Annotated in this window: 13 protein-coding genes; 11 read left to right on the top strand and 2 right to left on the bottom strand. The window is 42.9% G+C overall.

Features of this window, described 5'->3' with window-relative positions; genetic code table 11:
- The first annotated feature begins 457 nt into the window (after positions 1-457).
- The 5 genes from L0J61_RS03420 to L0J61_RS03400 all read left to right on the top strand — a co-directional run bounded on the left by L0J61_RS03420 (position 458) and on the right by L0J61_RS03400 (position 5298).
- Positions 458-1033: a TerD family protein gene (locus L0J61_RS03420; protein ID WP_301464917.1), complete on the top strand. Its 576-nt coding sequence runs from the start codon at positions 458-460 to the stop codon at positions 1031-1033.
- A 292-nt stretch (positions 1034-1325) separates the two neighbouring features.
- On the top strand, positions 1326-2393 hold the full coding sequence (locus L0J61_RS03415; RefSeq protein ID WP_301464916.1) for a DUF475 domain-containing protein: 1068 nt from the start codon (positions 1326-1328) through the stop codon (positions 2391-2393).
- 513 nt (positions 2394-2906) lie between these two features.
- On the top strand, positions 2907-3482 hold the full coding sequence (locus tag L0J61_RS03410; protein WP_301464915.1) for a TerD family protein: 576 nt from the start codon (positions 2907-2909) through the stop codon (positions 3480-3482).
- A gap of 284 nt (positions 3483-3766) precedes the next feature.
- Positions 3767-4519 (top strand): TIGR00266 family protein, encoded by a 753-nt coding sequence (locus tag L0J61_RS03405; RefSeq protein WP_301464914.1) that lies wholly within the window; start codon positions 3767-3769, stop codon positions 4517-4519.
- A 164-nt stretch (positions 4520-4683) separates the two neighbouring features.
- The gene (locus L0J61_RS03400; RefSeq protein WP_301464913.1) at positions 4684-5298 is read left to right on the top strand and encodes a TerD family protein; all 615 of its coding nucleotides are present in this window, start codon (positions 4684-4686) and stop codon (positions 5296-5298) included.
- 72 nt (positions 5299-5370) lie between these two features.
- On the opposite strand, the gene L0J61_RS03395 is transcribed toward L0J61_RS03400, so the two are convergent.
- On the bottom strand, positions 5371-6594 hold the full coding sequence (locus tag L0J61_RS03395) for a TerD family protein (RefSeq protein WP_301464912.1): 1224 nt from the start codon (positions 6592-6594) through the stop codon (positions 5371-5373).
- A 233-nt stretch (positions 6595-6827) separates the two neighbouring features.
- Between L0J61_RS03395 and L0J61_RS03390 the strand changes: the two genes are divergently transcribed.
- From L0J61_RS03390 to L0J61_RS03365, 6 genes are all read left to right on the top strand, one after another.
- The gene (locus tag L0J61_RS03390) at positions 6828-7976 is read left to right on the top strand and encodes an ATP-grasp domain-containing protein (protein WP_301464911.1); all 1149 of its coding nucleotides are present in this window, start codon (positions 6828-6830) and stop codon (positions 7974-7976) included.
- 285 nt (positions 7977-8261) lie between these two features.
- The gene (locus tag L0J61_RS03385; RefSeq protein WP_301464910.1) at positions 8262-9518 is read left to right on the top strand and encodes a phosphoribosyltransferase domain-containing protein; all 1257 of its coding nucleotides are present in this window, start codon (positions 8262-8264) and stop codon (positions 9516-9518) included.
- Between the two features lie 42 nt (positions 9519-9560).
- Entirely contained in the window at positions 9561-10397 is an 837-nt protein-coding gene (locus L0J61_RS03380; RefSeq protein ID WP_301464909.1) for an HAD hydrolase family protein, read from the top strand.
- Positions 10398-10686: 289 nt separating this feature from the next.
- Entirely contained in the window at positions 10687-11847 is a 1161-nt protein-coding gene (locus L0J61_RS03375) for a cysteine protease StiP domain-containing protein (protein ID WP_301464908.1), read from the top strand.
- Between the two features lie 107 nt (positions 11848-11954).
- A complete protein-coding gene (locus L0J61_RS03370) occupies positions 11955-13019 on the top strand; it encodes an HpcH/HpaI aldolase/citrate lyase family protein (protein WP_301464907.1) in 1065 nt (354 codons plus the stop codon).
- Positions 13020-13433: 414 nt separating this feature from the next.
- Entirely contained in the window at positions 13434-14231 is a 798-nt protein-coding gene (locus L0J61_RS03365; RefSeq protein WP_301464906.1) for an enoyl-CoA hydratase/isomerase family protein, read from the top strand.
- Positions 14232-14334: 103 nt separating this feature from the next.
- Here L0J61_RS03365 and L0J61_RS03360 read toward each other — a convergent pair whose 3' ends face one another.
- The gene (locus L0J61_RS03360; RefSeq protein WP_301464905.1) at positions 14335-14907 is read right to left on the bottom strand and encodes a PACE efflux transporter; all 573 of its coding nucleotides are present in this window, start codon (positions 14905-14907) and stop codon (positions 14335-14337) included.
- Positions 14908-14938 lie beyond the last annotated feature (31 nt).

Genomic DNA, 14938 nt, shown 5'->3' with positions numbered 1-14938 from the left:
TTCTTTACCCTCTATAAATATGGCAATTAATTTACACTCAATCTTAGATATTGGTACCCATATTTTTTATAAAGCACTAATTTTATAGAGAACCAATAGACTCAAAATCGCCTTAAATACACAAATGACCCAACCATCTTTGATTGGGTCATTTTTTATTGCTATGATAGAAAGACAGCGACACTGTTACCTTAAGGTATTTCAAAAAATATCTTGGTCAAAGCATCTCGGAAAGTAGCTTAGTCAGAGCATCTGAGTTAAAGTATTTTCATTTCAATCCTACTATCGCTGTTATCACCATTACTCTTACATCAATACCATCGCCATCAATTTAAAGAACAAACAAAACAAGTATAAATACTATCTTTGGTTTCTAGACGACTAAAGTGCTTGTCACAGCAAACCATATTTGCGATTGGTATCAAATCCTCCCTACTCCAATAATAAGGACTCTTTCATGGCTTTATCACTCAATAAAGGCGGTAATCTATCCCTTACCAAAACGGATCCAAACTTAACCAAGCTACTTATCGGTCTCGGTTGGGACGAGCGTGCTACTTCCGGTGCTGAGTTTGATCTTGACGCCAGTGTGTTCCTATTGAGCACTGCGGGCAAAGTACGCGGCGACCACGATTTTATTTTCTACAATCAGCTCAAGTCTGACAACGGCTCGGTAGAGCACACGGGCGACAACCGCACCGGAGAGGGTGATGGCGATGACGAGCTCATCAAAGTTAACCTAACCCAAGTGCCTGCTGATGTGGACAAAGTTGTCGTAACAGTCACCATTCATGATGCAGCCACTCGTAACCAAAATTTTGGACAAGTCGCTAACGCCTTCATCCGCGTTGTAAACGAAGAAACAGGTACCGAAGTCGTCCGTTTTGATCTGGCAGAAGACTACTCAGTAGAAACAGCCATGGTGTTTGGTGAGGTATATCGACATAATGGCGAGTGGAAATTCCGTGCTGTGGGTCAAGGCTATTCAGGCGGTCTACAAGCAATGTGTCATCAATATGGTGTCGATATCTAATACCAATGATGCAGTGTATAAATACTGACATGTCCATACATAAAGCAAGCATTCACACTTTATGCATGGTTATTGTTTTCATCACTTGATGATCGTATTTATGTTTGCAGCTTTTTGCAAAATAGTCACAATTTTTCGGTAGCTAAGATTCCAATATTGCTATATCTTTTATTTTAAATTATTCACAAAGAAGTGGTTAGCCTTAACCACTTCTTTTTGTTGTTTGTGTCTATGATTTATTGATGATAGTAACAGACCGACCTTAGCGTTACGCAACCAGACAGGATGTGTCATGAGACATTTTTATTTAGACTTTATATTTACAGCCATTGCGCTCTTGATAGCTGCTTGGTGGGGATATTCACATGGCGGTATTAGTGGCTTGATAGCTACCTTATCTATCACTGCTATTTTGGCAGTCATGGAAATCTCGTTATCCTTCGATAACGCGGTGGTCAACGCCTCAGTCCTCAAAGGCTGGGACGAGTTTTGGAAAATGATATTTTTAACGATTGGTATTTTAATCGCTGTCTTTGGCATGCGTCTTGTATTTCCAATCGTCATCGTCGCAGTTACCGCTGATCTTGGCATGATGGAAGTCATCAATTTGGCGCTATATAATCCTGATGAATACTCCGCCAGACTGATGGCACACCATACTGAAATCTCGGCATTTGGTGGTATTTTCTTACTATTGGTATTCTTAAACTTTATCTTCGATGATAAAGAGGTTCATTGGTTTAACTGGTTAGAGAGTCGTCTGGCTAAGCTAGGCAAAGTCGACGCCATGAGCGTATTCGTCGCCTTAATCGCCCTGATGATTGCTGTATCTTGGGCCAATGCGGATCAGTCAGCTGCTGTGCTGATTGCCGGTGTATGGGGTATTCTAGTGTACCTTGGCGTGCAGGTGGTATCGGGTATGCTGGAAGGTGATCTTGAAGAAGACTTAGAGAACGGAGAAAACGGATCAGGAGCAGAAGCGACAAGTGCCATCATGAAAGGCGGTATCATCGGTTTCTTATACCTAGAAGTTCTTGATGCTTCTTTCAGTTTCGACGGTGTGATTGGCGCATTTGCGATTACCAACGACGTGATTGTCATTATGCTAGGTCTTGCCATTGGCGCTATGTTTGTACGTTCTATGACCATATTTTTAGTAGATAAAGGCACACTTGACGAGTTTGTCTATCTGGAGCATGGCGCGCATTATGCCATCGGTGCATTGGCAACAATCATGCTGCTGTCTGTGAAATTCCACGTTCCAGAACTGATTACCGGTCTCATCGGTATCGCCTTTATCGGCTGGGCATTTGTGGCATCATTAAATTATCGAAAACAAGAAGCAAAATCGATTAATTAACGCTGCAACCTATCAATAAATTGCTGTTTATTAAGGTGTTTTCTCATTTTAAAAATGATAATAGTGGCAAGTATCACCTCTCAGTCGTAAAGTGCGTTAAAAAAGGTTGTGCCTGACATAGTGGCACAACCTTTTTTATATTTGGACAATGACTTCCAGCGTGTTGAGTCATTGCTTTTGTGCACTACTTGGAAATTAAGTCCAATGTTTAATTTATCTATCGCTATCATTATCCTAGTCTTCTTTGATAACAATATCTTAACTACTGTTGTCATGCGTGTTAAAAAGTCTCAGAGATACAGGACTATTATGTCTCTTAGTAACCATATCGCCCATGCACAAAATACGCCTTGCTTAGTAAGCAAACGCTTAGTATAGTTGAACGTAACAATATGCAGGGCGTGACGTACAGATGCATCTGTCTATATTTTACGCACTCGTATGTACCACTGTACCATCTTTAATTTTTTCTATTATTAAATCCACTTAATTATTAATCCAAAGGATATATATATGGCTATTAGCTTAACAAAAGGCGGCAACGTAAACTTATCAAAAGAAGCGCCAGGTTTAACCAATATCACTGTCGGTCTTGGCTGGGATCCACGTGCCACCGACGGTCAAGAGTTTGACTTAGATGCGATTGGCTTTTTGATTAATGAAGCAGGTAAAGTCCGTAACGACCAAGATTTTATTTTCTTTAATAACCTAAAGTCAGATAATGGCGCCGTTGAGCACACAGGCGATAACCGTACTGGCGAAGGCGATGGCGATGACGAAAAAATCAAAATCAACCTTACCAATATCCCAGCTGACGTCAGCAAAGTAGCTGTTTGCGCGATTATCTATGAAGGTCAAGCACGCAACCAAAACTTCGGTCAAGTGGGTGATGCGTACATCCGTGTCGTTAACGATAGCGGTCAATCTGAAATCGCTCGTTACGACCTATCAGAAGACGGTAGTACAGAAACTGCGATGATCTTTGGCGAGTTATATCGTCATAACGGTGACTGGAAATTCCGTGCCGTAGGTCAAGGCTTTAGTGGTGGTCTCGGACCGTTAGCAGCCTCTTATGGTGTCAATGTTTAACTAGTATCAGTGTTTAACGCTAAAAGCGTAGCTCGTTTACCCTAGCAAATATCGCCGTCAAAACCTGACTACGATAGCAATGAAGCCATCAAGTGTGCCTGTTTAAAGCATTTGATGGCTTTATGTTTATGGTGTGTTAAATATTCACGAGTAAGTCAATCAGAAGACATAACACTACTTGGCCAACTAAAATTGTGAATATTACAATTTGCAAACGACACCTGCGATTAGATCACCTAAAAACACCTACTATATTAATGTACCTAATGTAAGGATTTGAACCCATGGCCTCTACATTCAGCTTAATTGGTTCCATTGAGCCTTTTTTGCACTGCAATTTACAAAAAGGCGATTCTATCTATTGTGAAGCCAACGCAATGGTCATGATGGAATCTAATCTTGAGCTTAAAGGCAAGCTACAAGGTGGCTTTATGCAGTCCTTGATGCGCCGTTTTGCTAATGATGAATCGTTATTTCAGCAGGAAATTGAAGCGGTCAATGGTGAAGGTGACTGCTTGCTCGCACCGACTTTAGATGGCGACATGCAAATCATTGATGTTGGTAGTCAGCAATACACTTTGAGCGATGGCGCATTTGTCGCCGCACAGACTGGTGTCGACATTCGGGCCAATATCCAGCGTAATCTTGGCGGAGCTGTATTCGGCGATACAGGCGGCTTTATGGTCATGCAAACCCAAGGCAAAGGGCAAGTCGTCGTATCAGGTTTTGGGTCTTTATTTGAGATTGAGGTTACACCAGACAAGGACGTTATCATTGATAATGGTCACGTGGTCTGCTGGGATTCAAATTTGGAATATAAACTGTCCGTCTCAACCAGTAAGAAAAAAGGTATCATGAGCAATATTATCAACTCTGTTACCAGTGGCGAAGGCATGGTCTTGAACTTCTCTGGAAGTGGCAAAGTTATCATATGCTCTCGCAATCGTGACAGCTATCAAGGCTGGATACAAAGCGTTCTGGGTAGTAACTCAGGCGGTCGCGGTGGTGGCGGCGGCTTCTTAGATAATATCTTATAACTGAAAATCACAACCAAACATTTAAGCACTCTACTCACAACTATTATCACACCACTCACAAAAACTAGAGTAGCAAGAAACAATGGATGAGCACGCCTCTTTTTGAGGCAATTACTCTTGACACAGCTACTCATACTTTTTGTTATTGGTAAAAGGAATTTATTATGGCAGTTAGTTTACAAAAAGGTCAAAAAATCTCCCTCAGTAAAGAAGCTGGTGGTGAGCTAACACAAGTAAAATTAGGACTAGGTTGGGACGTGGCACAAGGACCGCAAGAGAAGAAAGGCGGTTTCTTAGGCAAATTATTCGGCGGTGGCACTGGTGGTGGCGGTGACTCAATCGATCTCGACGCTTCTTGCATTATGTTTGACAGCAATAAAGAAGCAGTCGATGCAATTTGGTTTAGTCAGCTAAAATCCAAAGATGGCAGCATCGTGCATACTGGTGATAATCGCACTGGTGATGGCGATGGTGACGATGAAGTCATCAACGTTGATCTCGCAAAAGTGCCAGCAAACGTAGTATCATTGGTGTTTACGGTAAATAGCTTCACTGGTCAAACCTTCGAAACCGTCGAAAACGCATTTTGTCGTATCGTCAATGCCAATAACAACGCTGAAGTTGCACGCTATAACTTATCAGCGCAAGGCGGACATACTGCCATGGTGATGGCAAAGGTCTATCGCCATAATAACGAATGGAAAATGCATGCCATTGGCGAAATTGCTTCAGGTCGTACTTTCCACGATCTAATGCCTGCTATTAAACCGCATGCGTAATCGTCCCATCTATTGAACATTTGATAAAATCAGCCCGTCTATTAGCAATAGACGGGCTGATTGTTTGGCCAGTTACTTACGACCACGCTTCCAACTAAAGCCCCAGTTAAAGGCTTTGTCCATGTCTTGATGGCCTTTGAAGTACTGGTTGATACGCTCGACATTGATACTACCTTGTTGATTGACCAAACGGGCAATCGCACACATCGGTAAATTACCTGTTCCCTCTGTCAAACGCGTTTCAATCGGTGGTTGGTCTGGCGCATGAATGGTCACTACCCCATCAGTTTTTGCCCAGTTCGGCGCACCTTCGTAAATAAAGGCAAAAATAAATACCTCTTCAATCTGTGACCACTGCTGACCATTGATATCGAGCCACTCACCACCACTCATCTGCCCTGTCCTATCATCAGCACGCAAGCAGACATAGGGTGCTGATTGCAAGCTACCAAAACGATCACCTAATGCTTGTATCAGCGTTCTTTCACCATTTTTTAGATGTATCATAGCGCCTACATCCAAGTCGATACCACCAGATTTATGCTGCTTAAACAAATCACCTAGCAATCCTTTTTTAGGAGCTTTCTGATCAATATTTGGACCTTTATTCCAATCTAGATTTACTGAAATTTTGCCAAAATCATCACGCTTCTTTAGATTGATGCTCGACTGGTTCTTGGTTAGAGTGACTTTGTTTAAATTTACTGAAGGGCTGCTTGGTATCGGTGGCGGAGTGGCTGCCTGAGACGAGCGACCTGCTTTTTGCGTATTGATATTTTGCTGTACTGGTGGCTCATCCGCAATCTCAACCCCAAAATGCTCGGATAATGGTTTAAGACCACCATTGAAGCCCTGTGCGATAAAACGGAACTTCCAACTGCCTTGACGACGATAACACTCAGCTAAAATAATAGCTTTTTCGTGACGTCCGGCACTGCTAAGCTGACAAGTCATCAATATTTGACTGCCTTGCAGTACCTGAACATCCACATCACCCAACTGCTCGAGGGTTTGTGCGCTAGAAAAAGCCAACGCTATCTTATCAATGTTTGCTGGCTGTGCTGGTAAATTTATATCGAAAAAACCATCACTATCATGACCGCGAAAGCTCACACTACCGTCATCGCTACGTGTCTGACCATAAAAAATCATGTCACCATCACCCCGTACCTTACCGTCAGTAGTCAGACGATAAGCAGCGCAATCAATCGCATTTTGGCTTAAGATACGAATACTGATATTATCTGCCGGTAGTGGCGCATTGGCACCTGCCACCAATGTTTGAGACTGGCTCATGATATGTCCTTTTAATTATTAGTAAAATCACTTGGTTTGCTGCTTTGACTATGACCATATATTAGCATGGATACTGTAAGACTATTAGAGCGTGTCCTCATTTTGAAAATAGTGAGAAAAATGAGTTAAATTTCTGCCAGCTGTTTATAATAGATGGCGTCATAGATAACGACTTCAGTATAGTAGTACCTAGTGATTTACAAACTAACACCAACACCATTGCTGAGAAAATTATGGACACACCTTCTAACGACAGTCATCATTCCACACTAATAGCAGCTTGCGTTTGGCTGGCAGAAGGTCAATCCAGCCAGCGCGATATGTTGGTCAGTTTACAATCTCTAAAAATTCAATCACAGCAGCCCTTTGGCATCATTGCCTCACACCGTCATGACAGACCTGAAATTTTTGAGTTTGCTGACGTGGTCTTTCGTGAGCCTCTTGAACCTGCTACGAAAAAAGATGAGCAAGCAGTCATTGAACCTACTGTGCCTCGCTGGCAGTTTGTACTAGAACAAGCACAAAAACGTCAAGCTAAAGTGCTATTGACTGGTCGTAATGGTATCGATTATGAAATGCATCGCAAAAAATTTGAGGCGGCTGGTATTCGCCTTTTAACTGGAGCCACTAGCGTCGCCGCATTACAATCCATTGAAGATAAATTCTCTTTCATGAAACACTGTCACGCACATGATATTCCTGTGGCAGAGGCCTGGCGTTTTGACAATATCGAGGATCTTGAAAGCTTACTAGATAAGCATGGTCATCAACCATTGTGCGTCAAACCTGTCACTGGTATTTTTGCACAGGGGTTTTGGCGGCTGGATACAGGAAAAGCCACACAGGATCAGTACGATGACTTTGAGCATTTATACTTTACTACTGCCAAAAAAATTCATTATAAACAGTTCATTAACGCCTATAAAAATAGCCAGATGGTGCATGATCGCCCTATTCCTATGTTGCTAATGCCTTACCTATCAGGACAAGAGTACTCCATCGATGTGTTATGTGAATATGGTGAAGTACTGGCTGCCGTCACTCGCCATAAAACAGGAAAAATCCAGCATATCGGTTACGAGCAACCCGTTATGGATGTCGTGATTCCACTGATCAAAGCTTTCGGCTGTGATGGTATCGTCAGTGTCCAAACCAAAGCAGATGATGAGGGTCAACATCGTGTCCTAGAGATCAACAGTCGACCCTCAGGTGGCATTGGTTATACCGCTCATAGTGGACTAGATTTAACGCAAGTTGGTTTTGCATACTGGTTGGGATTTACAGACAAACCCACCTTAAAAGACTCCACTCATAAAATTTCACCCTGCCAAATACGTGCCATTACTACCAGTGTACGCGTTGAAGAAACCATAGCGGGTTGACAACTGCTAAAATAGCACTAAAAAATGGACGATAAAGGTGGGTAACATATAGAAAGGTGGGTAGCATATAGAAAGTTAGATGACATATAGAATGACAATACTGACTCTTTTTATCTTCAAATCGTCTAAATATACGCTCTGTCAGTGCCACGACTAAATAATCAAACATGCCCTAGTCAGCTATTTGACACAGTTTGGCAAGTATTTAACCATTTTCAGCTCACTTAAAGGCCACTGTTCAGAGTGAGGACACACCCTAATCAATAATAATAAAGAGGAATATAAATGCCCAAGCAGCAGTGCAGCACCATCGAGCTACCTCGTGGCACGCTTGATCTAACTTACCAAACCAATCTTGCGACAGACCAAAATATCACAACTGAAAACTATCAATTAGAAGACTTACTGGGATTTGCCCAACGTATCAACCCCAAGCGTGCATTTTTATTCGTTTCGAAGGTTTTAGGGCGTCATATACCGGTAGCGCCAAGTACCATGCGCCAAGCTTTTACGAACTTGGCAAACTTAATCCCTAGCAACCTATCAGAGCCCATCTTGGTCGTTGGCATGGCAGAAACTGCCGTAGGATTGTCAGCAGGCGTCCATCAAGCGCTACAAACACGCTATCCCAACGCTTTATTATTAAACTCCACTCGTCATGCACAGCACAGCGATGACGACAGCGACATGCTATTGACTACTTTTAGTGAAGATCACAGTCACGCCAGCCAGCACTTGATTTATCAAAGCGCTGATAGCAAAACACAAGCGCAATTACTCGCCTGCAAAACGCTCATTATGGTCGATGACGAGGCATCAACGGGCAATACTTGCGTCAATGTGGTCACAGCACTACGTCACGCCGGACTCACTCAATTGGAGCAAGTCCACCTCACCACTTTGGTGGATTGGTCTCTAGGACAAAATCAGGAAGCAGACGACACAATCGCTCAGCACTTACCAAATATTGACTTTTATCGTCATCATTTACTATCTGGGACTTGGCAATGGACAGAGGCAGCCAATCCCGAGCCGATTATTATGCCATCAGTAGATACGACAGAAGCTGGCTCTCAGTCGTTAGGCGACTCAGGTAATTGGGGACGTTTTCCAACATTAGATAGCGTCGATGGGTTTGCTGATCATCTGGCAAGGTTTCAAACGGCTTTTAGCAATTTTAGTGAGCTAAAAGGGTTTGATAAGGCGCAGCTGCCACAGCGTATTTTGGTCTTAGGTAGCAATGAGTTTGTTTGGTTACCTTTTTTACTTGCGGAATGGCTCGAAAACAATATCAGCAGCAATGATGCCACTCACACCGTTAATTTCAGCGCATTGACACGCTCTCCGATTGCACTTGGCGGTGTGGTCAAAACAATGCTCAGCTTTAATGACCATTATGGGCTCGGTATGACCAATTTTGTCTATAACGTCGAGCCTAACGATTGGGACTTGATCGTGCTGTGTATCGAAACATCACCTGATAGTGTTGATGAGCTGTGGCAAGATTTGGATAATGTACTGGTGGTCAGTCCAAAAATTTAAATCGCCCTCTGACTTCCACAATTATTATCTATGGACACTTTTATGACTGCCACCTTGTTCCAAGCCACGCCAGACCTTATCAAACCCTATGCACTCATGGATTTAGACGATACGCTTTTTCAGACCCAGCGCAAAATCGATGCATGGAACCTGCCAACTGCCGAATCTGCAAACCTAGTGTATGCTACAGTCAACAAGCAAGGCGAGCCGTTAAGCTTTATGAGTCAGCGGCAATCGTCGTTGTTTAATTGGCTGCTCAGTAGCACAGAGTTAATCGCTGTGACCGCGCGTGACCGCAGCGAAGTCCAGCGTGTTAAACTGCCTTTTGACAGTTGGCAGGTTTTAACGCACGGAGCGATCATTCTAACGCCAGATGGTGAGCTGTTGAATACCTGGCAGCAACACATGCACATTGCGCTTGCACCATTACAAGATAAACTGAACCAACTGAGCCAACTATTTGCCAATCACAGTCAAAACGATAGCAGCCAACTCATATTCACAGCTCATACCGATGGCTTTCATAAGCATTTCAATCATAAAGGCGCTGAAAAGGAAACGTTGATTATTTATCTGGCGATCAAACACGCCAAAAAAAATCATCAGGCACTGGTTGAGTTAGCAGAACAGTTACCAAAGTTAATACGTGATTTTGACCGAGACTTTTATGTACACGTCAATGCCAATAATCTTGCGATATTGCCTCATGCCGTTCACAAGCGACATGCGGTACAATTTTTATTGGAGAATCACTTAGACGACCAACGCCCTAGTTTTGGCTTCGGTGACAGCCTAGCAGATCTGCCGTTTTTACAATTACTGGATTGGTACGGTACACCCAATCACGGGCAACTCCACGATAATCTCAGTTCTCTTTAGTGCTAACCACCGATGTTCAGCAATCAATGTTCAGTAATTAACGGTCAATAATCAATTAAGTGGCCAGCTATCAACTTCTTTGTTCTTGATTAAGCAGCTCTTAATTACGTGGCTCTTAATTACGTGGCCCTTCATTGCAGAAAGCTCAACTGATTAGCAGTGAATATCAGTATTTGGTTGCTCATTGACTGAGTATGATTGCGCAATGTATTAACGCTATCATTCAGAATAGTGACTGAACAACCTTACTAAACATAATAAAAGACGACTTTAGGAGTAAAGAATTTCTATGACCAACGCTAGACTCCAAACTCCAGATTCATATGGTTCCGGCAGCTATCTTGCCAGCGATGTGACCGTGCTACTAGATATCATCGACAAACAAAAGGTCGCTGATGTGCCCGTCAGCCAAAAAGAAGCACTCATTCAAAGCGGTCAGCGTCACTACTCAGACATGCTAACTATCGAGCAAGCACCAACGACCATGCATGAGCGACTCTATCAACAAGCGTTGGAGCAAGGTACAACCAGAACTGCAACCGATATCGCCCACCTAGCCTATACACTACACCAAACCTTTCAAAAAACAGTTGATAATGAGCAGCCATTAGTCCTAGTCAGCCTAGTACGAGCAGGTTTGCCAATTGGGGTATTGTTGCAACGAGCGTTAGCCGATACAAATACGAGCTACTCGTTACCCAGTGTACATTATGGAGTTAGCATCATTCGAGATCGCGGGCTAGATTCGGTAGCATTGCAAATGGTATTAAATGCACACCCAAACAGCCCGATCGTATTCGTCGATGGTTGGACAGGTAAAGGTGCAATTTACCAAGAGCTGGCACGTAGCTTAGATGTCTTCAGCGACCGTCATCATCCAAATTTTGCTAACATTTTCCATCAAGGAGAAGACGTAATACCACTACTTACGCTAGCAGATCCTGCTGGCGTGGCATGGCTATCAGCGAGTTCGGAAGATTGGTTGATTCCGTCGGGTCTATTAAACAGTACCGTCTCTGGACTGATTTCTCGTAGCCTATATTCCACTCCACAGGCAGGACTACATCGTAGTGTGTTTTATGATAATTTGGTTGAAGTGGATCACAGCTTAGCATTTATCGATCGTATCGATGCCGTACGCCAAACACTCACAGTACCTTTACAATCTTTGCCAAGGTTCAAGCATCCTCGTTATCAGACAGCAGACCTGATCCATCAAATCGCATCGGATTACGATATCGTCAACCGCAATCGTATTAAGCCGACAATTGCAGAGGCAACCCGAGCGATATTACGCCGAGACCCAGAGCGCATCCTACTTGCCACCGCAGACCACCCTGATACTGTATTATTGCGACATTTATGCAGTGAGCGTGATATCAATATCAGTATATTAGGTGATAAAATACTTCCTTATCAAGCCATCACGCTTATCAAACAACGCAGTTAAAACGACTGTTAAGTACTGTTTTGTGTTTCTAGTTTTTGTTTCGAGTACGACGATGACGATGATAAAATTTCTGTAGCTTTTCATTCATAACTATAACGATACCCACTATGTCCGATATGCCAAAAAAACAATCAAGCCTTTATTCTGATAGCCAATCTTACACGCATAGAATCACTGAACGTCATGCAATGGTCAAGCCTCACACCCATCACCCCTATCAACTAGGAGCTAGCCTATATATGCCTGCTACAAGGCAAGATATTTGGCAAGTGATCAGCCGTAATAAGCTGCCATTGATTGATAGCATTATAATTTGTTTGGAAGATGCCGTCAGTCATAGCGATGTTGATCTAGCATTAGAGCGATTACAAACATTGCTCAATACTTGGGCCGAACATGTCGATACGATCAACCAGCCTTCCATAGTAGCAAACACCAAGGCACAACATCCCACCCGCCCTTTAGTCTTTGTGCGACCGCGCAATCCAGCCATGTTACAACAGCTAGCAGACTTCACCCACATCGACCTTATCGACGGTTTTGTACTACCAAAAATCGATATGTATAGCTTATCTGATTGGCGAATGGGCTGCCAAAACTTAAGTCACGATCAATTGTTGATGCCTACACTAGAAACAGCCGCGCTATTTGATCAGCAACACAACCAGGAATTGGCCATTGGTTTCAAAGAAGCCTTTAGTCAGCCCATTTTTGCCCTTCGCATCGGTGGTAACGACCTGTTTGCCGCACTGCGCTTGCGTCGTCCTAAGAATAGCATCGTCTACGACACGCCTATTGGCAATCTTATCTATCAGCTTCTGGGGTGTTTTGTACCACACGGGTTTTATCTGACCGCGCCCGTGTTTGAGTATTTAGATCAGCCAACACTGTTTATGCAAGAGTTAACACGTGATGTCAATTTAGGATTGGTCGGAAAAACAGTCATTCATCCCAGCCAAATCGCATTAGTACAGCAGGCATATTGCGTGCCTCTCAGCACTTTAGATGAAGCAGAAGCGATACTTCACAGCCAAGCGAAAGCCGTATTTAAATACAACAACACTATGCTCGAGCCGGCCACGCACCGCGCTTGGGCAACTGAAATCGTCAATCGGGCTGAGTTTTTTGGCACGATCAATGATAATAACCGTGAATACGGTACCCGAGAGTGAGCTAATACAACCTCAAAACCAAACTGACGCCATAAAAAAAGCCGTTATCCATCTAGTGATAACGGCCTTTTTATTCTCACTTAACTCTCGTCACTTATTGATATCGTATAACGGGAAGTGTTTGAAGATTCAGGGCTGATCTAGATAAGCAAAATCACTCAACGGAACAGTCGCTTTATCCGCCTACAAATTAGTGTTTTTTACGGTAAGATGAAGGAACTAAATCTCTAAAAAACGTGTCTATTCCATACCGAACAAACTTGCTTTGATAAGCATTACAAACTGCTATAGCAACCAGTCTATTAACTATATATCAGTATATTAGACTTTGAATCAATTGCTTTCTATTTTGGATAGAGCGTCGATGGGCTATCACGTTAACATTACCAGCCATTTTAAATAAGGAAATTCAAGATGTCACAATCTCTAGTTGAGTATCAATGCGAAAACCACATCGCAACCATTACCCTGAACGATCCAAAGAGCCTAAATGCGTTCAGCACAGCATTAAAGGTTGACGTATTAGAAGCACTAGATCAGGCGGAAGCTGATGCTCAGGTGCGAGTAATTGTTCTACAGGGAGCAGGTGGTAACTTTTCAAGCGGTGGCGATATCAAGGAAATGCTATCTGAAGGTATCGATAAAGAGATCATCTCTAACAAGCTAAAAGGCATGGTAGATGGCGCAGGAGAAGTCAGTTTAAAACTACGTCATATTCATAAGCCGATCATTGCTAAACTCGAGGGCGCCGTCGCAGGCGCAGGTATGAACTTAGCATTGACCTGTGATTTTCGCATTACTGCAGACAATGCAAAATTTGTGCAAGCATTTGTACATATCGGGCTTGTACCAGATGCAGGGGGCATCTATTTATTAAATCAGTTAGTCGGTCCCGCTAAGACGACTGAGCTTGTGATGCTTGGAGATAAAATCAACGCACAAGACATGGCAGATTTAAATCTGGTCAATCAAGTGGTGTCCTCTGAAAATCTCGATGAGGCTGTAGCAAAACTCGCTGCTCGTCTCAGCGCTTTGCCTGGAAAAGCACTATCAAGTATGAAACACATGATAAATAACAATGCTTACAAAGGCTTGAATAAAGCACTCGACATGGAAGTACAGCAACAAACAGCGCTAGCCAAAACCGATGACTTCATTGAAGGAGTAACCGCGTTTATTGAAAAACGTAAGCCTGTCTATCAAGGAAAGTAATCAGTTTTAAGGCTATTAATAACACTAAAAAGGCTGCCTCTGAGACAGCCTTTTTACTGGTTTACGCTTGCCGTTTCAGATCAAGCTGATGCGTTTTTTATGTTTATGCAGAAGCAGATGCTGCTCTATTTTGGTATGGTGACGTAAATATCTTGTCAAAGATTAACGTGAAGAAAAAGGTATAAACTAAGAAAAATAGCAGCAAAGCAACCTCCATCATAAATGCTTGGACAAAGCCAACATCATACCAGATCATGTAGATTGGTATGCAAATCAAAACCAACCCACCATCAAAACCAAGTGCGTGAACACTTCGAATAAGTAGCGTGCGCTTCGCCACTCGCTTGCGACTCTCCCAAGCTTCAAAGGCTGTATTGTATACAAAGTTCCAAATCACAGCAGCCAATGACACCATGACAGCAACTGGCAAGGACTCTGCTGCGTTGCCACCACTTATTTTCATTAGTACAAAAGTAGAGGAAACAATAGCAATAATTTCAAAGACAGCCACATAAAGTATGCGACGCTTGAGCGGGGATAAAGTAATCAACCAAGACTCCAAAGCACCTGATTTAAACAGCAAAGTGCACATCAAAGTATCGGTCCGTCCCGAGATAGAAAAAAAAGGTAGGTTAAGTGCAGAGCCACGTTTTCCGCCTGCAATCATATTATACATAAGATACTAGGAGAAGCCAGTTGGTTTTTAT

This window comes from Psychrobacter sp., assembly GCF_030457785.1.
Taxonomy (GTDB): Bacteria; Pseudomonadota; Gammaproteobacteria; order Pseudomonadales; family Moraxellaceae; genus Psychrobacter.
This window is presented reverse-complemented; position numbering and strand designations above follow the sequence as displayed.

What these genes read in the sequence shown, in the direction of transcription:
- L0J61_RS03395 (WP_301464912.1), bottom strand. Translation starts at nt 6,594, where the DNA reads ATGAGCCAGTCTCAAACATTGGTGGCAGGTGCCAATGCGCCACTACCG.
- L0J61_RS03400 (WP_301464913.1), top strand. Translation starts at nt 4,684, where the DNA reads ATGGCAGTTAGTTTACAAAAAGGTCAAAAAATCTCCCTCAGTAAAGAA.
- L0J61_RS03370 (WP_301464907.1), top strand. Translation starts at nt 11,955, where the DNA reads ATGTCCGATATGCCAAAAAAACAATCAAGCCTTTATTCTGATAGCCAA.
- L0J61_RS03360 (WP_301464905.1), bottom strand. Translation starts at nt 14,907, where the DNA reads ATGTATAATATGATTGCAGGCGGAAAACGTGGCTCTGCACTTAACCTA.
- L0J61_RS03365 (WP_301464906.1), top strand. Translation starts at nt 13,434, where the DNA reads ATGTCACAATCTCTAGTTGAGTATCAATGCGAAAACCACATCGCAACC.
- L0J61_RS03385 (WP_301464910.1), top strand. Translation starts at nt 8,262, where the DNA reads ATGCCCAAGCAGCAGTGCAGCACCATCGAGCTACCTCGTGGCACGCTT.
- L0J61_RS03375 (WP_301464908.1), top strand. Translation starts at nt 10,687, where the DNA reads ATGACCAACGCTAGACTCCAAACTCCAGATTCATATGGTTCCGGCAGC.
- L0J61_RS03420 (WP_301464917.1), top strand. Translation starts at nt 458, where the DNA reads ATGGCTTTATCACTCAATAAAGGCGGTAATCTATCCCTTACCAAAACG.
- L0J61_RS03405 (WP_301464914.1), top strand. Translation starts at nt 3,767, where the DNA reads ATGGCCTCTACATTCAGCTTAATTGGTTCCATTGAGCCTTTTTTGCAC.
- L0J61_RS03410 (WP_301464915.1), top strand. Translation starts at nt 2,907, where the DNA reads ATGGCTATTAGCTTAACAAAAGGCGGCAACGTAAACTTATCAAAAGAA.
- L0J61_RS03415 (WP_301464916.1), top strand. Translation starts at nt 1,326, where the DNA reads ATGAGACATTTTTATTTAGACTTTATATTTACAGCCATTGCGCTCTTG.
- L0J61_RS03390 (WP_301464911.1), top strand. Translation starts at nt 6,828, where the DNA reads ATGGACACACCTTCTAACGACAGTCATCATTCCACACTAATAGCAGCT.
- L0J61_RS03380 (WP_301464909.1), top strand. Translation starts at nt 9,561, where the DNA reads ATGACTGCCACCTTGTTCCAAGCCACGCCAGACCTTATCAAACCCTAT.